Genomic DNA, 16,604 nt, shown 5'->3' on the forward strand with positions numbered 1-16,604 from the left:
GCATGGGGTTTCCTTGGTTTTCGGCTTAGTTGAGCGCACGTAGGGGGTGCGGGCTTGCGTTGGGCGCTCATCTGCCGGCCTGCAGTGCCGACCGGGCGCAGCCTGAACGGCCGGGTGCCGCCGCGCCGGCCCTGACGCCAATCCCCCTGGTGGTAGAATCTCCTCTTTCCTTTACCGCGTTGCCGTGCCATGCACCTGTCCCTGCTGAAGACCAAGATCCACCGCGCCACCGTCACCCACTCCGAGCTGAACTACGAAGGCTCGATCGCCATCGACGACAACCTGCTGGCGGCGACCGGCATCCGTGAGTTCGAACAGGTGCATATCTGGGACGTCACCAATGGCGCGCGTTTCAGCACCTACGCCATCCGTGCCGAAGCGGGCAGTGGCGTGGTTTCGCTCAACGGCGGCGCTGCGCGCCATGTGCAGGTCGGTGACATCATCATCATCGCTGCCTTCGCCAGCATGACCGAGCAGGAAGCTGACAGCTTCCGTCCGAAGCTGGTATATGTGGACGGCAACAACCAGATATCCCATACCAACGACAGCATCCCGACCCAGGCCGCATGACGACGAACAACGGATTCGACCCGCTCCATTCCCATGCCCAGCGCCTGCGTGGCGCGCGCATCCCCGACCTGCTCTCCGCCGAACCTGGCCGCGTGCATGACCTGGCGGTGCGGGTAGGTCCGTTGTATGTCAATTTCGCGCGCCAGAAGTACGATGCGGCGGCATTGCAGGCGTTGCTGGCGCTGGCTGCCGAACGTGATGTCGGCGGTGCCATCAACCGCCTGTTGCGCGGTGAGCAGGTCAACCTGACCGAAGGCCGTGCGGCACTGCATACCGCGCTGCGCGGAGACGTGGTCGATGCACCGGTCGCGGCGGAGGCCTTCGCCACTGCACGCGAGGTGCGCCAGCGCATGGGCGGGCTGGTGCGTGCGCTGGAGGACAGCGGCGTCACCGACGTGGTCAGCGTGGGTATCGGTGGTTCCGATCTCGGTCCGCGGCTGGTCGCCGACGCGCTGCGCCCGGTCGACGGCGCGCGCCTGCGCGTGCATTTCGTGTCGAACGTGGACGGTGCCGCCATGCAGCGCACGCTGGCGACGCTGGATCCGGCGCGTACGGCTGGCGTGCTGATCTCCAAGACCTTCAGTACCCAGGAAACCCTGCTCAACGGCAGGATCCTGTGCGATTGGCTGGGCGGCAGCGAGCGCCTGTACGCGGTCAGCGCCAACCCGGAGCGTGCCGCTGCGGCGTTCGACATCGCCGCAGCCCGTGTGTTGCCGATGTGGGATTGGGTGGGTGGCCGTTACTCGCTGTGGTCAGCGGTTGGGTTCCCTATCGCCCTGGCCATCGGCTTCGAGCGCTTCGAGCAGTTGCTGGAAGGCGCCTCGCAGATGGATGCGCATGCCCTGGACGCGCCGCTGGAGCGAAACCTGCCGGTGCTGCATGCGCTGACCGATATCTGGAACCGCAACCTGCTGGGCTACGCCACGCATGCGGTGATGACCTACGACCAGCGCCTGGCGCTGTTGCCGGCCTACCTGCAGCAGTTGGTGATGGAGAGCCTGGGCAAGCGCGTGCAGCGCGATGGCCAGCCTGTGGCCAGCGATACCGTGCCGGTGTGGTGGGGCGGGGCGGGCACGGACGTGCAGCACAGCTTCTTCCAGGCCCTGCACCAGGGCACCAGCGTGGTGCCTGCCGATTTCATCGGCTGCGTGCGCAGCGACGATCCCTATGTGGTCAACCACCAGGCGTTGCTGGCCAACCTGCTGGCGCAGACCGAAGCGCTGGCCAATGGCCAGTCCAGCGACGACCCGCACCGCGATTATCCCGGTGGGCGGCCGAGCACGCTGATCCTGCTCGATGCGCTGACCCCGCAGGCACTGGGTGCGCTGATCGCGATGTATGAGCATGCGGTGTACGTGCAGTCGGTGGTCTGGAACATCAACGCGTTCGACCAGTTCGGCGTGGAGTTGGGCAAGCAGCTGGCCAGCCAGTTGCTGCCGGCACTGCAGGGCGAGGCGGTGGAGATCGCCGATCCGCTGACGCGCGAGATCCTCGGCCTGCTGTAGCGCCCAGCCATGCTCGGCGGCATTTTCTGATCCGGGCACGCACGCCGGGCATGGTTCGGCGCTACCTGGGCGGCGATGCCGTCGCCTGCATGCAGCGCGGTGCCGCGCTGTTTCCTAGCGCGTCGAATCCGGGCTTGGCCGCTTGGCCAGCTTGCGCTGCAGCGAACGCCGATGCATCCCCAACAGCCGCGCGGCTGCCGAGACATTGCCCCCGGTTTCATGCATCGCCTGCTGGATGTGTTCCCACTGCAGGCGGCTGATCGGGGTCATTGCATCGGGTACGTCCAGTTCGCCGTCATCGGCAGGGCCGTCGTCTTCTTCGCCGAGCGCGCGCAGGATCATCGGTACCGTGGCTGGCTTGGGCAGGTAGTCGTCGGCGCCAAGCTTGATGGCTTCCACCGCCGTGGCGATGCTGGCATAGCCTGTCACCAGCAGGATGCGCATGTCCGCACGCAGCGCGCGCAGTGGCTGGATCAGCCCCAGCCCGGATTCGCTGCCCAGCTTCAGGTCGATCAGTGCATAGGCGGGGGGCTGTTGGCGGGCCAGCAGCAGTGCGGTGGGGGCATCCTGCGCGGTGCGTGTTTCCAGTCCCTTGCGGGCCAGGCTGCGTTGCAGGGTACGCAGGTACAACTCATCGTCGTCTACCAGCAGGCCATCGCCCTGCGGCGTGGCTTGCGGGGGCAGGGCGGTATTCATGGTGTTTCCTCGCGGGGAGCCAATGCGATACGGAAGCCTACGCGACTGCCTGCACCGGGGGCTGGGCGCATCCACATTTCGCCGTGGAGGCGTTCGATGGTGGCGTGGGACAGGGCCAGGCCGACGCCCATGCCTTCGCTCTTGCTGGAGCTGAAAAGGGTGCCTGGCAGCACTGCCTGGCGCGCATCGAAACCATGCCCGAAATCACGCACTTCCCCGACCAGGTCGTCGCCCTCGATGCGCAGGGACAGGTCCACTTCGGCGCGGCCGGCCTTTTCGCCAGCGTCGGCGGCATTGTTCAACAGCACCATCAGCAAGTGACCGACGCCGGCATCCAGCGGCAACGTCAGTGGCGCATCGGCATTGCGGGTCAGGGTGATGGTCGGGCGCACCAGGCGCCACTGTTCCAGTACCTGCAGCGCCGTGGCCGGACCGCGCCCGGGCGCATCCGGCGAGGCGGGCGCGGCCAGTGCCAACACGCGCTCGCGGCACTGCACCAGCAGCTCCCGCAGGGTTTCCACGTCGTCGCGCACGTCCATGCTTTCATTCTGCTCGGCAATGTCATCGGCCAGCAGGGTCATGGTCGCCAACGGCGTGTTGAGTTCATGCGCCACCGAGGCGGCATGGGTGGCCAGCGCGACGATGCCTTCATTGCGTGCGAAGCGTTCGCGCAGCAGTGACAGCTCATGCTCGCGCTGCCGCAACGCGATCGCCAGCCGCGAGGAGAACGCCAGCACCACCGTGGCGGAAATCAGGAAGTTGGCGACAATGCCCCATTGCTGCAGGTCTTCGGGGGCGAAGTAGCCACCGGGCGGCAGCGGCAGGCCGAACGCCGCGCTCAGCGAATAGCCGAACAGGCAGGCGCCCGCCACGGCCAGCGTCCAGCGAGCAGGCAGCGCCAGCGCCGCAAGGGCGATAAGGATCAGGAACAACGAGCCGAACGGATTGGTGATGCCACCGCTCCAGCCCACCATCCAGGTGAGCACGGTGACATCGACCAGGATATGCCCGAAGGCGGTCACCGGGGCGGTATCGGTGCCATGGACGCGCAGCTGCGCGTAGATGTTGAACAGGGCCAGTACCAGCACGCCAGCCCACAGCGGCAGTTGCGGCAACGGCAGGCCCAGCACCCAGGTGGCCACGAGGATCGTCGCGGCCTGGCCGGCCGTTGCCAGCCAGCGCAGGCTGCACAGGGTCTGCAGGAAGGGGGCGTCGGGAGTGGTCATTGGATGTCCATCGTATGCGCTCGGCGCGCCCCCTGCCTGCGACAATCGGCCGCAGACGACATCGCGGCTGAATGGGAGTCACCCGACCGTCGCGTGGCGGCGCTAGAATATTGCGATGCATGACGCCGTATCCCGACCGACTCCTCCCGCCGAGCCCACCGCCTGGCCGCGCCGCCTGACCCAACCCGTCCGCATCGGCGGCGTGGTGGTGGGCGGAGGCAAGCCCGTGGTGGTGCAGTCGATGACCAACACCGACACGGCCGACGTAGCCTCCAGCGTCAAGCAGGTGGCCGAGCTGTGGCGGGCCGGTTCGGAAATGGTACGGCTGACGGTCAACAACCCCGAGTCTGCCGCCGCCATTCCGCGCATCGTCGACAAGCTGGCGATGATGGGCATCGAGGTGCCGTTGATCGGCGACTTCCACTACAACGGCCACCAGTTGCTGGCGGCCGAGCCTGCCTGCGCCGAAGCCCTTGCCAAGTACCGTATCAATCCGGGCAACGTGGGATTCGGCAAGAAGAAGGACCTGCAGTTCGCCCAGCTGATCGAGTTCGCCATCCGCTACGACAAGCCGGTGCGCATCGGTGCCAACTGGGGCTCGCTCGACCAGTCGTTGGCCGCCCGGTTGATGGACGAAAACACCCTGCGGGAGCAGCCCTGGGATGCCGGGCGCGTGCTGCGCGAGGCCTTGATCCGCTCGGCGCTGGATTCGGCCGCGCAGGCGGTCGAGCTTGGCCTGCCGCGTGACCGCATCGTGCTGTCGGCCAAGGTCAGCGGCGTGCAGGAACTGATCGCGGTGTACCGCGACCTGGCACAGCGCTCGGACTTTGCCCTGCATCTGGGCCTTACCGAGGCCGGTATCGGCAGCAAGGGCATCGTCGCCTCGTCGGCGGCGCTGGCGGTGCTGCTGCAGGAAGGCATCGGCGACACCATCCGCATTTCGCTGACGCCCGAACCGGGCCAGTCACGGACGCAGGAAGTCATCGTCGCCCAGGAACTGCTGCAGACCACCGGCCAGCGCGCTTTCACGCCGCTGGTGACTGCCTGCCCGGGGTGTGGCCGGACCACGTCCGAGTTCTTCCAGGAACTGGCCAAGGTGGTGCAGAACCATGTGCGCGAAAAGATGCCGCGGTGGAAGATCGAGCATCCCGGCGCGGAGAACATGACGCTGGCCGTGATGGGGTGCATCGTCAACGGGCCGGGCGAATCGCGGCATGCCAACATCGGCATCTCGCTGCCGGGCACCGGTGAGGCACCGGCAGCACCGGTGTTCGTCGATGGCGAGAAGACGGTCACCCTGCGTGGCGCGAACATCGCCCAGGACTTCGTTGCCCTGATCGACGAATACGTCGAACGGACTTATGTCCGAAACGCCGGATAAGCCGTTCCTGCCGGGCGGCAACGAAGCGGCCGCAGGCTACCGGCATTGGTTGTCGCGCAACGCATGGCGCTTCGTCCTGCTGTTTGCCGGCGTACTGGCGCCGCTGGCGGTGTTCGTGGCACTGGCCGATGAAGTCCATGAGCTTGAAGCGGTGTACTTCGATGCGCCGTTGCTGTGGCGCCTGCACGGCTGGCACGGACCGGTGCTGGACCAGGTCGTGGTGGTGGTCACCCGGCTGGGCTATGAGTGGTTCCTGATTCCGGCCGACGTGGTGATCGTATCGCTGCTGCTGGTGCGCAGGCGCTGGCGGGAAGGGGGCTTCGCCGCCATCGCCATGCTGGGTTCGGCCCTGTTGAACATGGCCAGCAAGCAGTTCTTCCAGCGGGACCGGCCCAGCCTGTGGGAATCGATCGCCCCTGAATCCACCTACAGCTTCCCCAGTGGCCATGCGATGGGCAGCATGACGTTCGCCTGCGTGGTGCTGCTGTTGGCCTGGAATACCCGCTGGCGCTGGTGGGTGGTCCTGCTGGCATCGTCGTTCGCGATCCTGGTCAGCGTGTCGCGGGTATACCTGGGCGTGCATTATCCGTCGGACATCCTGGCCGGCTGGTGCGCGGCACTGGCCTGGGTCACCGGCTGCTACCTGATGATGTTCCGACATCGCCGCCCATGGCGGCGGCGCCGGGCACTACAGGGCGGGGAGACGTGAATGAATCATGAAGATTTGCGCCCCAATAGGCTATATTGATCTGGCAAGCGGCACCAATGCAGGCGGTGAAGAGAAGATGCCGGACTATTGTGATACTGGCCGCATTTCCGGATTGACCGTCGGAATCTGCGCTTGTGGGACGCTGGCCCGGTACCTACCGTGGGAGGCGGCAGCGGTGGTGAAAGGGGAACATGCATGACGATTCGTGTCTATCTGGTGGATGACCATGCATTGGTCCGCACCGGCATGAAGATGATCCTGTCCGGTGAAACCGACATCGAGGTGATCGGCGAGGCGGAGAGCGGTGAGGACGCATTGCGCGAAATCCGGCAACTGAAGCCGGAGGTGGTGTTGTGCGACCTGCACCTGCCGGGGGTCAGTGGGCTGGAAGTGACCGAGCGCATCGTCCGCGGGCAGGAAGGCACGCGCGTGGTCATCGTCTCGGTGCTGGAAGATGGTCCCATGCCAAAGCGGCTGCTCGAAGCCGGCGCATCGGGATACATCAGCAAGGGCTGCAATGCGCAGGAACTGCTGCGTGCGGTGCGGGATGCGTCGATGGGACGACGCTACCAGGGCAGCAACATCGCCCAGAACCTGGCGCTGTCGACCGTGGAGGGCAGTGCCTCGCCGTTCGACAGCCTGTCCCCACGCGAGCTGGAAGTGGCGTTGCTGCTGACCCAGGGCCTGCGACAGGAAGATATCGCCCGTCGGCTGAGCCTGAGTGCGAAGACCATCAACACGCACAAGGCGCGCCTGTTCGAAAAGATGGGTATCCACGACAACATCGCGCTGGCCCGCATGGCCAGCCAGTATGGCCTGGTGGATCCGGCACGGCCGATGTAGCCGTTTGCCGCGCCGTGTTGGGCGGCGAACGTGGGTCGTCACGCCGGGCATGGCCCGGCGCTACTGAAACCGGTTCGTCGGGCATGGCCCGGCATGTAGCGCCGGGCCATGCCCGGCGGGGCAGGAGCAAGGATCAGCGACCGCGCACCCGCGCGACGATCTTCGCTGCACCGGCAGCCGCATCGCGGACCTTGTCCCATGCCGCGTCGGCGATCCAGTTGCCCGGCACCATCCATGAACCGCCGATGCAGACCACGTTCTTCTGCTCCAGGTATTCGGCCGCGCTGTCTTCGGTGATGCCACCGGTCGGGCACAGCTTCAGGTCCGGCACCGGGCCGGCCAGGCCCTTGATCATCGCCAATCCGCCCACGGCGGTGGCCGGGAACAGCTTGCAGACCCGGAAGCCGCGCGCATACAGCGCGAGCAGCTCGGTGGGCGAGGCCGCGCCAGGAACCACCGGCAGTGGTGCCGCGGCCAGTGCATCGGCCATGTGCGCGGGCGTGCCCGGAGTGACCAGGAAATCCGCACCGGCATCGATGGCCTGCTGGATCTGCTCCACGGTCAGCACCGTGCCGGCGCCCACCACCACGCCCGGCAGCTCACGCTTCAACATCGCAAGCGCTTCCATCGCCACCGGCGTACGCAACGTCAGCTCGATGGCCGGCAAGCCACCTTCCAGCAACGCCGCACTGACCGCCCGCGCCTGGTCCAGCGTATGCACCGTAACCACCGGCAGGATGCCCGCCGCCGTCAACAACTCCGCTGCCCGTACCTGATGCTGCTGAATGCTCATGCCCTGCTTTTCCTTTTTTTCTTTCGTATGCAGCGCACGATGCGCCGCTGAAGCGTCCGAGGCTGCGGTGGGTGGGCCGCTGCCAGGACCGCTCTCGCGCAGGACGCGCGAGTGCGAGCCCCCATGGATGGGTTCACGGCGTGTCCTGGCAGCGGCCCACCCACCGCAGCCGCCAGCCGACAGACCCGCCGCGCATAGCGCTCAGGCGTCCTTGCCCTCATGCGGCGCCGCCGCCGCTGCGGCGTCGTGCCCCAGCTCATACTCGGCGTCGTAATCCCATGCGCTGCCATCGGCGGCAGCCGGTCCGCAGGAAATCGATATCGCCCCCTGGTCGGCCGGCCCCACCACCAGGCGGTTGACCGCGAACAGGTTGCGTCCCAGATCGTGTGCCGCCGGTGCCGTGTTCGGTGCCAGCCCACGCGCGGCCCATTCGGCAGCGTCCACCAGCACTTCCAGCGTGCCGGCTTCGCCGTCCAGGCGCACGATGTCGCCTTCGCGCACCTTCGCCAGCGGACCGCCACGTGCCGCTTCCGGCGTCACATGGATGGCGGCGGGAATCTTGCCCGACGCACCGGACAGCCGCCCGTCAGTGACCAGCGCCACGCGGCGGCCCTGGTTCTGCAGCAGGCCCAGCAATGGCGCCAGCGAATGCAGCTCCGGCATGCCGTTCGCGCGCGGGCCCTGGTAACGCACCACCGCCACGAAATCCTGTGGCAGCAGGCCAGCCGCGTGCAGCTTGTTCAGTACCTGTGGCGCATCGACCACCACGGCCGGTGCCTCGATGCTGCGATACTGCGGCTTCACCGCCGACAGCTTGATCAGGGAGCGTCCCAGGTTGCCGCGCAGCAGGCGCAGTCCGCCCTGGTTCTCGAAGGGATTGTCCACGCCGCGCGCGACTTCTTCATCGGCGCTGCGCACGATGCCGTCCACGTACACCACCTGGCCGTCCTGCAGGCGCGGCTCCCGCGCATAGTCGGCCATGCCGCCGCGCGCGATGGTGACGATGTCGCCGTGCATCAGGCCGGCGCGGATCAGTTCGCCGAACACGAACGCCGGACCGCCCGCGGCCGCGAAGCGGTTCACGTCGGCCTCGCCGTTGGGGTACACGCGGGTCAGCAGCGGGATCAGCTGCGACAGCTGGTCCATGTCGTCCCAGGTCACCACGATGCCGGCCGCGCGCGCCACGGCGATCCAGTGGATGGTGTGGTTGGTCGAGCCACCGGTGGCCATCAGGGCGACAATTGCATTGACGATGGCACGCTCGTCGATGATCCGGCCGATTGGGCGGAAGTCATCGCCCAGCGCAGTCATTTCAAGCGCGCGCACCGTGGCTTCGCGGGTCAGCGCACTGCGCAGCGACTGTTCCGGATTGACGAAGGAGGCGCCCGGCAACTGCACGCCCATTGCCTCCAGCAGCACCTGGTTGGAATTGGCGGTGCCGTAGAAGGTGCAGGTACCGGCGCCGTGGTACGACGCCGCTTCTGCTTCCAGCAGTTCCTCGCGGGTGGCCTGGCCGGCGGCATAGCGCTCGCGGACTTCGGCCTTCTGCTTGTTGGGAATGCCTGGAGTCATCGGCCCGGCCGGCACGAACACCGACGGCAGGTGGCCAAATGCCAGTGCACCGATCAGCAGGCCCGGCACGATCTTGTCGCAGACCCCGAGGTAGATCGCTGCGTCGAACATGTCGTGGCTCAGGCCGATGGCGGTGGACTGGGCGATGACATCACGCGAGAACAGCGACAACTCCATGCCGCCGCGGCCCTGGGTCACGCCGTCGCACATTGCCGGCACGCCGCCGGCAACCTGCGCGGTGGCGCCAAGGTCGCGGGCGATCTGCCGGATCTGCTCCGGATACCCCTCGAACGGCTGGTGTGCCGACAGCATGTCGTTGTAGGAGGTGATGATGCCCAGGTTGGGCGTCACCCCGCCGCGCAGGCGGCCTTTGTCGGTGCCGCCGCAGGCGGCGAAACCATGGGCGAGATTGCCGCAGCTGAGGCGGCTGCGGAACGGGCCGTCACGCAGGGCGGCATCGATCGCGGCCAGGTAGGCGGCGCGCGAAGCGGCGCTGCGGCGGACGATGCGCTCGGTGATGGCGTGCAGTTGCGGATGCAGACTCATTGGCTACCAGCGTTGAGAGGTGGCGAGAGGAAGGGAGGGGTCACGCATGGCCGGATCAGTCGGCCCAGTGCACGCGCAGGCGCGGGCCGGGCTGGTCGATCGCGGCGAGGATCGGGTACTGCTGGACCTCGTTGCTGTCCAGCGCGCGCTTCAGCACTTCAAGCTTCTGCTTGCCGCGCAGCAACAGCAAGCGCTGGCGGCAGGCACGCAGGCCATGTGGCGTCAGGGTGATGCGCAGCGGCCACTGGTTGGCGCCGGGGCAGCCGGTGGCATCCAGCGCCGCGTAGGGCAGGGTGCTTTCCAGGGCGCGCTGCAGGTCGCGCGAACCGGGGAACAGCGAACAGGTATGCCCATCATTGCCCATGCCCAGTGCCACCAGGCTCGGCGGCAGGTTGTACTGGGCCTGCAGGTTGGCCGTGTACACGCATTCGGCCAGCGGCTTGCCGATGCGGACCAGCGGATCGAAATGGGCACCTTCAGCGCGCTTCAGCAGGCTCTCGCGGACCAGCCAGGCATTGCTGTCGCGATCCTGTGGCGACAACCAGCGCTCATCGGCCAGGCTGACTTCGACCCGGTCCCAGTGCACGTCCAGCTCGGCCAGCGCCTGGTAGACCGGCGCCGGTGTGGTGCCGCCCGAAAGCAGCATGCGTGCACGGCCGTGTTCGGCGATGTCGGCATTGAGGATCCCGGCCATGTCGGCGGCTACCGCCTCGATCCAGCCATCGGCGTCACGGTGTGCGATGAACTCCACGCGGTCGGAAGAAAACACGGTTGGCATCAGGCAACGGCTCCAGTGGCATCGCATTCGGCATCGACCGCATAGGCAGCCGCACCGAGCAGGCCCGGGTTGGGATGGATCACCGCCAGTGACGGTACCCTGCCCATGATCGAAGAGAAACGCCCCTTGTGTTCGAAGCGTTGGCGGAAGCCGGAATGCTGCAGCGATTCCAGCATGCGCGGCACCAGTCCACCGGTCAGGAACACGCCATCCCAGGCACCCTGGATCAACACCAGGTCGCCGGCGATGGCGCCGAAGATCGCGCAGAACAGGTCTACGGCGCGCATCGCCTGTGGATCGGCCTGGGCCGCGCGCGCGGTGACGTCGGCAGGCTGCAGCTGGCCCGGATCGAAGCCGGCCATCTCGCAGACGGCACGATGGATGTTGACCAGGCCGGGGCCGCAGATCAGGCGTTCATTGGAAACGCGCCCAAACGTTTCCGAAAGGATTTCCAGGATGCGGATCTCTTCGGGCGTGCCCGGCGGGAAGCTGACATGCCCGCCTTCGGTTTCCAGCGGATAGCAGCGGTTGCGGCGGATCACCAGCCCGCCCACCCCCAGCCCGGTACCTGGGCCGATGACACCGTAGTTGGCGGCTGCACCGGCCTTGCGCGGCGTCCAGTGGGCGCCGCCGATCTGCACCACGTCGCGTGGCTGCAGCAGCGAGATGGCCATCGCCTGGGCGGCGAAATCGTTGATCAGGTGCAGTTCGGAAAAGCCAAGCATCGCCGCGGTGCGGCTGCGTGAAATCACCCACGGATGGTTGGTGATGCGTGCTTCATCACCGTCAACACGGCCGGCCACGGCGAACACGCCACGGCTGGCTTCGGCGCCCAGTTCCTGCAGGTAATGGCCTGCGGCATCACCCAGCGACGGGAAATCCGCTACCGGGTACTCGCGGATGCTGCCTTCCAGCAGCGGTGTATCGGCACCGGTTTCAGCCAGCGCGAATCGTGCGTTGGTACCCCCGATGTCGGCAACCAGCACCGGCTGGGCCAGCACGCTCATGCCTGCCCGTCCGATGCGTCGGCAAGCACGTCGCCGGGCAGGAAGTCCGCTGCGGCCTCCGGCCCCCACTGGCCGGCGGGGTAGGGTTGCAGCGGCAGCCTGGCGTTCTTCCAGGCGTCGGCCACGCTGTCGATCCAGTGCCAGGCGGCGCGTACTTCGTCGTCGCGCACGAACAGCGCGTGGTTGCCATTGAAGGCATCCAGGAACAGGCGTTCATAGGCGATGCGACGGTGCAGGCCGGTCGGCACCGACAGCTCCAGTTCCAGCGGCTGCAGTTCCAGTGCGCCCCATTCGGGGCCGGCCAGGCTGCTCATCAGCCCCAGTTCGATGTTCTCCTGTGGCTGCAGCTGGAATACCAAGCGGTTCGGCGTCGCCTGTCCGCGATGCGGGCGTTCGAACAGCCAATGGGTAACCGGCTTCAACGTCACCACTACGCGGCTGGTGCGCTCAGGCAGGCGCTTGCCGGTAACCAGGTGGAATGGCACGCCGGTCCAGCGCCAGTTGTCGATATGGGCGGTGACACCGGCGAAGGTTTCCACGTCGCTGCCTTCCGGTGGCTGGTAGGCCTGCGCCGGCTGGCCGTTGATGGTGCCGGCGGTATAGCGGCCGCGCACGCTGTCACGCGCGGCATTGGCGGCATCGAGCGGGCGCAGCGAGCGCAGTACCTTGACCTTCTCGTCGCGGATGCGGTCCGCTTCCAGCGAGGCGGGCGGCTCCATCGCCACCAGGCACAACAGCTGCAGGATGTGGCTCTGGATCATGTCGCGCAGCGCGCCGGAGCGCGCGTAATAGGCATCGCGGCCATCCACGCCTTCGCTCTCGGCGACCAGGATGTGCACCGATTCGATGTAGTTGCGGTTCCACACCGCTTCCAGCAGCGTGTTGCCGAACCGCAACGCGATCAGGTTCTGTACCGCTGCCTTGCCCAGGTAATGGTCCAGGCGGAACACGCGGTCCTCGTCGATCCAGCCACCGATGGTGGTGAGGATCTGCTCGGCGCTTTCGCTGTCGCTGCCGATCGGCTTCTCCAGCATCAGCCGGTGCGGTGCAGCCAGTGCGCCGCCCTTGGCCAGGCCTTCGCAGGTGGAGATGTACAGGCCCGGCGGGATGGCCAGGTAGCTCACGCAGTGGCGATCCACCAGGCCGGACACGGCTTCGGCGACCGAATCGGCGTTGCGCAGGTCCACCGAACGGTAGTCGATGCGTTGCAGCAGCGATTCGATGTCCTGCGCGGTGGCCAGCGGGTGGGCCTGCTGCAGGCGCGGCCGCAGGATCTCGCGGAAGCCTTCGGTGTCGTGCGGCGACAATGCCAGTGCGCGGACCTTGAAGTCCTCCGGCAACAGGCCATCGCCAAGCAGGCGCAGCAGGGAAGGGAACAGATAGCGCTGGGCCAGATCGCCAGTGGCGCCGAACAGGAGGAGGGTATCGTGCATTGCTCGAGTTTCAGATCCGGGTGACATCGTCTTCAATCGCTGCCTGGCTGGGTTCCGGGGAAGGTTGGCACTGCTTTTTCCGTTGTCTGCCACAGGCATTCCGGCCAATGCCGGATGTACCTGCCGCGGGACGGCGGATCATTTTCTGCTGGCGCCGGGCAGATCATGCACGGCGACCGGTAGATACTGCCATGTGAAAACGTTTACATGGCAGAATGTGCAACTGTATTCGATTGCAGCGGCGTCCGTCATGCGGCACCGAGGCAAAAATGCTGCCAACGGGAGGGCCGGGGGCAGTCCACATGCAACAGCCCAGGCGACGGGCGGACTGGAAGAGTGAAATGGCAAAAGTACAGTTGCAGGGTGTGCGCAAGGTCTATGACAACGGCCAGGTCGCGGTCAAGGACGCGACCTTCGAGGTGGCCGACGGCGAGTTGATGGTGCTGGTCGGCCCGTCGGGCTGTGGCAAGTCCACCCTGCTGCGCATGATCGCCGGATTGGAAGAAATCAGCGGCGGCACGCTGGTCATTGGCGAGCGCGTGGTCAACGACGTGGCGCCGAAGGACCGCGACATCGCGATGGTGTTCCAGAGTTACGCGCTGTACCCGCACATGACCGTGGAGCAGAACCTGGCCTTCGGCCTGAAGCTGCGCGGCCACGACAAGGCGACCATCGACAGGCGTGTCGGTGAGGCGGCACAGACCCTGGGCCTGACCGACATGATGGACAAGCTGCCCAAGGCGATGTCCGGTGGCCAACGCCAGCGCGTGGCGCTGGGCCGTGCACTGGTGCGCGAGCCGGCTGTGTTCCTGCTGGACGAGCCGCTGTCCAACCTGGACGCCAAGCTGCGCCACAGCGTGCGCACGGAGATCGCCCAGCTGCACCGGAAGCTGGGCACGACGATGATCTACGTCACCCACGACCAGGTGGAGGCAATGACCCTGGGCCAGCGCATCGTGGTGCTGAAGGACGGCATCATCCAGCAGATCGATACGCCGATGGCGCTGTACGACAGGCCGGCCAACCTGTTCGTGGCCGGGTTCCTTGGCAGCCCGGCGATGAACGTGCTGCGTGGCACGCTGCAGGCCAGCGCGGCGGGTGCGGTGGTGCTGGACGGTGCATGGAAGGCGCCGCTGGGCCACGCCACGCTCGACCCTCGCTGGCTGGACAAGCCGATCGCCGTTGGCGTGCGGCCAGAGCACCTGCAACCGGCGGAAGAGGGGGCGGAGTGGTTCTTCGAGGCCCGTATCGAGGGCATCGAGCCGGTCGGCAACGAAATATTCGTCAACCTGGCCAGTGGCCTGCATGCGCTGACCATGCGCGTGGCGCCGCGCGCCTTGCCTGCGGTGGGCGAGACCTTGAAGGTGGCCGTACAGGCCAATGCGCTGCATTTCTTCGACGCCGAGACCGGCGAACGCCTCACGGCCTGACCGTAGCGCCGGGCCATGCCCGGCGGACCCGTAACGCCGGGCCACGCCAACGGACCGTAGCGCCGGGCCATGCCCGGCGGCTTTCATCCGCACCACGGAAGGGAAATGAGGCAAGGCCAGCATGTCCGCCGGGCATGGCCCGGCGCTACGTCGACGTGTGCATGGCCTGTTGAACCGCCCTTGTGCAGGTCAGCGTGCCAGGCCGTCCAGCAGCGGCACGCGGTGCGCCTGCTGCCCGCCAACGCTCAACGCGGCCTCGCTGGTTTCCAGCGGCAGTACCGCCAGTGCCAGCGTGCCGGCGGCGCTGGCTACCGTGCCCAGCGCGCTGCCTGCCTGCTCCACGCTGTCCCCCGGTGCCGCTGCAGCGGCCAGTTGCAGCAGTTGCAGCGCCCGCTTGGCCTTGCCCAGGAAGTGGGTGCGCGCGACGATCTCCTGGCCCGGATAGCAGCCCTTCCTGACGCTGTAACCGTTCAGCCTGTCCAGTCCCAGCTGCTGTGGCGTCCACTGCTCGCGCTGGCTGGCTTCCAGCCGTGGCAGCCCGTAGCGGAGATCGGCCTGGCGCCACGCGTCGATGAAGGGCTCATCGGCCTGGGAGATGGGGCTGCCCGCCGTTGCCGGACCGATGCGCATGACGCGCGGAAGGGCGTCGCTGCCCATGTCCAGCTCCAGTGAATCATCGAGCGATCCGGCCACTGCGGCGCAGAACGCGGCTTCCGGGGCAGTGAATGCACCGACGACCTGCAGGTCGTCGCGCAGTGTGATTTTCACCTTGCGGCGAAACACAAAACGTTGCAACTGCGATCCAATCTCATCCGCGCCGGCATCTGCGAAGACCAGCAGCAACGACTCCGCAGACAGCCGGATGAGCTGAAACACGGCGATCGTGCGGCCTTTGGCCGTCAACCACGCACTCCAGTGCCAGTGGCCATCGCCCAGCGCGACGATGTCGCTGGAGAATTGCGCATGCGCGAACGCCACTGCGTCCGGACCGGAAATCGACAGCAACCGGCGGTCCGCCAACAGGGGGAATCCAACTAAATCAGGGGAAAGGTTGTCAGGCACGTGAACGAGGTCTAGAATTTGTGCGTTGCGAGAATCCTGATGATAGGCCAAACAACCCCCACTCCCGACACTGAATCTGAAGCTCCGCTGGATCCGACGGCACCCGTGCCTGAAGACGCTCCGGTGGTGCCGAAGGAATACGGTGGCCGCGGCGGACTTGATCCGGTGCGGTATGGGGATTGGGAGAAAAACGGACGCTGCGTCGATTTCTGAGCAGCATTGAGCCAACGCGGCATTGCGCCGCCCAGCCGAGACAACGAGCCCAGCGAATGGCGACCAGAGAACGTCCCCTTTCCCCGCACCTCCAGGTGTATCGCTGGCAGATTCAGATGGCCACCTCGATCCTGCATCGAGCGACCGGCATCTTTCTGTCTGTTGGAGCCCTGATCATCGCCGGCGGCCTGCTCGCCCTGATGATCGGCCCAGAATCCTGGACCTGCTTCACCAACCACGCAGGCGCCTGGTACGGCAAGCTGTTCCTGTTCGCCTGGACCTGGTCCTTCGCCTACCACCTGTGCAATGGCATCCGCCACATCGTGCAGGACTTCGCGGTTGGCTTCAGCATCCCCGCCTTCGTGCGCAGCAGCTGGCTGTCGGTAGTCGCCTCGCTGGTGCTCACCGCCCTGGTCTGGGCCTACGTATTGCTTTCCGGAGGTGCCGCATGAGCCGTTACCGCACCGCGTTGAAGAACGTGCGTGGACTGGGCGCCGCCAAGAGTGGCACCGAGCACTTCGTACACCAGCGCCTGACCGCCACCGCGCTGGTCGCGCTGTCCATCTGGTTCCTGGTGTTCGTGCTGAGCCTGCTGGGCGCCGATTACGTGACGGCCACCGAAGCGATCGCCAAGCCGTGGAATGCCGTGCTGGTCGTCGGCTTCCTGGTGGCCATGTTCTGGCATGCCCAGCTTGGCCTGCAGGTCGTGCTGGAAGACTACATCCACAATTCGCTGCTGGCCCTTGCGCTGCAGACCACGGTGAAGTTCGTGGCCGTGCTCGGCGGGATCGTCAGTGTTTTTGCGGTCGCCCGCATTGCGCTCGGCGCTGCCTGAGTCCA

General features: G+C 66.6%; 17 protein-coding genes. 9 read left to right on the plus strand and 8 right to left on the minus strand.

Translation table 11 applies throughout. From position 1 onward, the window contains the following. The first annotated feature begins 189 nt into the window (after positions 1-189). Together panD and pgi are read left to right on the plus strand one after the other, a co-directional pair. Positions 190-570, plus strand: coding sequence for an aspartate 1-decarboxylase (gene panD, locus H4O11_RS02080; protein WP_182337771.1), 381 nt, complete (start codon positions 190-192; stop codon positions 568-570). Next, positions 567-2,075: a glucose-6-phosphate isomerase gene (gene pgi / locus H4O11_RS02085; RefSeq protein WP_182337772.1), complete on the plus strand. Its 1,509-nt coding sequence runs from the start codon at positions 567-569 to the stop codon at positions 2,073-2,075. The genes panD and pgi overlap by 4 nt, the downstream gene beginning before the upstream one ends. Positions 2,076-2,189: 114 nt before the next feature. Here the strand turns inward: pgi and H4O11_RS02090 are convergent, their stop codons facing one another. After that, positions 2,190-2,771 carry a response regulator transcription factor gene (locus H4O11_RS02090; RefSeq protein WP_182337773.1) on the minus strand — a complete coding sequence of 194 codons (582 nt, stop codon included), beginning with the start codon at positions 2,769-2,771 and terminating at the stop codon, positions 2,190-2,192. After that, positions 2,768-3,997: an ATP-binding protein gene (locus H4O11_RS02095; protein ID WP_182337774.1), complete on the minus strand. Its 1,230-nt coding sequence runs from the start codon at positions 3,995-3,997 to the stop codon at positions 2,768-2,770. Before H4O11_RS02095 ends, H4O11_RS02090 begins: the two co-directional genes overlap by 4 nt. A gap of 115 nt (positions 3,998-4,112) precedes the next feature. Between H4O11_RS02095 and ispG the strand changes: the two genes are divergently transcribed. The 3 genes from ispG to H4O11_RS02110 all read left to right on the plus strand — a co-directional run bounded on the left by ispG (position 4,113) and on the right by H4O11_RS02110 (position 6,930). Next, positions 4,113-5,378, plus strand: a complete 1,266-nt coding sequence (gene ispG, locus H4O11_RS02100) for a flavodoxin-dependent (E)-4-hydroxy-3-methylbut-2-enyl-diphosphate synthase (RefSeq protein WP_182337775.1) — start codon at positions 4,113-4,115, stop codon at positions 5,376-5,378. Beyond that, positions 5,359-6,087, plus strand: a complete 729-nt coding sequence (locus H4O11_RS02105) for a phosphatase PAP2 family protein (protein WP_182337776.1) — start codon at positions 5,359-5,361, stop codon at positions 6,085-6,087. The genes ispG and H4O11_RS02105 overlap by 20 nt, the downstream gene beginning before the upstream one ends. Positions 6,088-6,282: 195 nt before the next feature. Then, positions 6,283-6,930 (plus strand): response regulator, encoded by a 648-nt coding sequence (locus tag H4O11_RS02110; protein WP_182337777.1) that lies wholly within the window; start codon positions 6,283-6,285, stop codon positions 6,928-6,930. A gap of 133 nt (positions 6,931-7,063) precedes the next feature. On the opposite strand, the gene eda is transcribed toward H4O11_RS02110, so the two are convergent. The 5 genes from eda to zwf all read right to left on the minus strand — a co-directional run bounded on the left by eda (position 7,064) and on the right by zwf (position 13,059). After that, entirely contained in the window at positions 7,064-7,723 is a 660-nt protein-coding gene (gene eda, locus H4O11_RS02115) for a bifunctional 4-hydroxy-2-oxoglutarate aldolase/2-dehydro-3-deoxy-phosphogluconate aldolase (protein ID WP_182337778.1), read from the minus strand. A gap of 201 nt (positions 7,724-7,924) precedes the next feature. Further along, positions 7,925-9,841, minus strand: a complete 1,917-nt coding sequence (gene edd, locus H4O11_RS02120) for a phosphogluconate dehydratase (protein ID WP_182337779.1) — start codon at positions 9,839-9,841, stop codon at positions 7,925-7,927. Positions 9,842-9,896: 55 nt separating this feature from the next. Further along, positions 9,897-10,619 carry a 6-phosphogluconolactonase gene (gene pgl, locus H4O11_RS02125; protein ID WP_182337780.1) on the minus strand — a complete coding sequence of 241 codons (723 nt, stop codon included), beginning with the start codon at positions 10,617-10,619 and terminating at the stop codon, positions 9,897-9,899. Then, positions 10,619-11,626: a glucokinase gene (glk, locus tag H4O11_RS02130; protein ID WP_182337781.1), complete on the minus strand. Its 1,008-nt coding sequence runs from the start codon at positions 11,624-11,626 to the stop codon at positions 10,619-10,621. The genes pgl and glk overlap by 1 nt, the downstream gene beginning before the upstream one ends. Then, a complete protein-coding gene (gene zwf / locus H4O11_RS02135) occupies positions 11,623-13,059 on the minus strand; it encodes a glucose-6-phosphate dehydrogenase (RefSeq protein ID WP_182337782.1) in 1,437 nt (478 codons plus the stop codon). Before zwf ends, glk begins: the two co-directional genes overlap by 4 nt. A gap of 341 nt (positions 13,060-13,400) precedes the next feature. On the opposite strand from zwf, the gene H4O11_RS02140 reads away from it, so the two are divergent. Continuing rightward, the gene (locus tag H4O11_RS02140; RefSeq protein WP_182337783.1) at positions 13,401-14,489 is read left to right on the plus strand and encodes an ABC transporter ATP-binding protein; all 1,089 of its coding nucleotides are present in this window, start codon (positions 13,401-13,403) and stop codon (positions 14,487-14,489) included. 189 nt (positions 14,490-14,678) lie between these two features. Here the strand turns inward: H4O11_RS02140 and ygfZ are convergent, their stop codons facing one another. Continuing rightward, entirely contained in the window at positions 14,679-15,551 is an 873-nt protein-coding gene (ygfZ, locus tag H4O11_RS02145) for a CAF17-like 4Fe-4S cluster assembly/insertion protein YgfZ (RefSeq protein WP_182337784.1), read from the minus strand. Between the two features lie 39 nt (positions 15,552-15,590). On the opposite strand from ygfZ, the gene H4O11_RS02150 reads away from it, so the two are divergent. From H4O11_RS02150 to sdhD, 3 genes are read left to right on the plus strand one after another with little or no spacing between them, the layout of a single operon-like run. Then, positions 15,591-15,764, plus strand: a complete 174-nt coding sequence (locus H4O11_RS02150; protein WP_182337785.1) for a DUF1674 domain-containing protein — start codon at positions 15,591-15,593, stop codon at positions 15,762-15,764. Between the two features lie 56 nt (positions 15,765-15,820). Continuing rightward, a complete protein-coding gene (sdhC, locus tag H4O11_RS02155) occupies positions 15,821-16,216 on the plus strand; it encodes a succinate dehydrogenase, cytochrome b556 subunit (protein WP_182337786.1) in 396 nt (131 codons plus the stop codon). Continuing rightward, a complete protein-coding gene (sdhD, locus tag H4O11_RS02160; RefSeq protein ID WP_182337787.1) occupies positions 16,213-16,599 on the plus strand; it encodes a succinate dehydrogenase, hydrophobic membrane anchor protein in 387 nt (128 codons plus the stop codon). The genes sdhC and sdhD overlap by 4 nt, the downstream gene beginning before the upstream one ends. The last annotated feature ends 5 nt before the right edge of the window (positions 16,600-16,604 follow it).

The sequence above is a fragment of the Stenotrophomonas tumulicola genome (assembly GCF_014117215.1).
GTDB classification, from domain to species: Bacteria; Pseudomonadota; Gammaproteobacteria; order Xanthomonadales; family Xanthomonadaceae; genus Stenotrophomonas; species Stenotrophomonas tumulicola.

What these genes read in the sequence shown, in the direction of transcription:
- edd (WP_182337779.1), bottom strand. Translation starts at nt 9,841, where the DNA reads ATGAGTCTGCATCCGCAACTGCACGCCATCACCGAGCGCATCGTCCGC.
- pgl (WP_182337780.1), bottom strand. Translation starts at nt 10,619, where the DNA reads ATGCCAACCGTGTTTTCTTCCGACCGCGTGGAGTTCATCGCACACCGT.
- ispG (WP_182337775.1), top strand. Translation starts at nt 4,113, where the DNA reads ATGCATGACGCCGTATCCCGACCGACTCCTCCCGCCGAGCCCACCGCC.
- glk (WP_182337781.1), bottom strand. Translation starts at nt 11,626, where the DNA reads ATGAGCGTGCTGGCCCAGCCGGTGCTGGTTGCCGACATCGGGGGTACC.
- eda (WP_182337778.1), bottom strand. Translation starts at nt 7,723, where the DNA reads ATGAGCATTCAGCAGCATCAGGTACGGGCAGCGGAGTTGTTGACGGCG.
- panD (WP_182337771.1), top strand. Translation starts at nt 190, where the DNA reads ATGCACCTGTCCCTGCTGAAGACCAAGATCCACCGCGCCACCGTCACC.
- sdhC (WP_182337786.1), top strand. Translation starts at nt 15,821, where the DNA reads ATGGCGACCAGAGAACGTCCCCTTTCCCCGCACCTCCAGGTGTATCGC.
- H4O11_RS02095 (WP_182337774.1), bottom strand. Translation starts at nt 3,997, where the DNA reads ATGACCACTCCCGACGCCCCCTTCCTGCAGACCCTGTGCAGCCTGCGC.
- pgi (WP_182337772.1), top strand. Translation starts at nt 567, where the DNA reads ATGACGACGAACAACGGATTCGACCCGCTCCATTCCCATGCCCAGCGC.
- sdhD (WP_182337787.1), top strand. Translation starts at nt 16,213, where the DNA reads ATGAGCCGTTACCGCACCGCGTTGAAGAACGTGCGTGGACTGGGCGCC.
- H4O11_RS02150 (WP_182337785.1), top strand. Translation starts at nt 15,591, where the DNA reads ATGATAGGCCAAACAACCCCCACTCCCGACACTGAATCTGAAGCTCCG.
- zwf (WP_182337782.1), bottom strand. Translation starts at nt 13,059, where the DNA reads ATGCACGATACCCTCCTCCTGTTCGGCGCCACTGGCGATCTGGCCCAG.
- H4O11_RS02105 (WP_182337776.1), top strand. Translation starts at nt 5,359, where the DNA reads ATGTCCGAAACGCCGGATAAGCCGTTCCTGCCGGGCGGCAACGAAGCG.
- H4O11_RS02140 (WP_182337783.1), top strand. Translation starts at nt 13,401, where the DNA reads ATGGCAAAAGTACAGTTGCAGGGTGTGCGCAAGGTCTATGACAACGGC.
- H4O11_RS02110 (WP_182337777.1), top strand. Translation starts at nt 6,283, where the DNA reads ATGACGATTCGTGTCTATCTGGTGGATGACCATGCATTGGTCCGCACC.
- H4O11_RS02090 (WP_182337773.1), bottom strand. Translation starts at nt 2,771, where the DNA reads ATGAATACCGCCCTGCCCCCGCAAGCCACGCCGCAGGGCGATGGCCTG.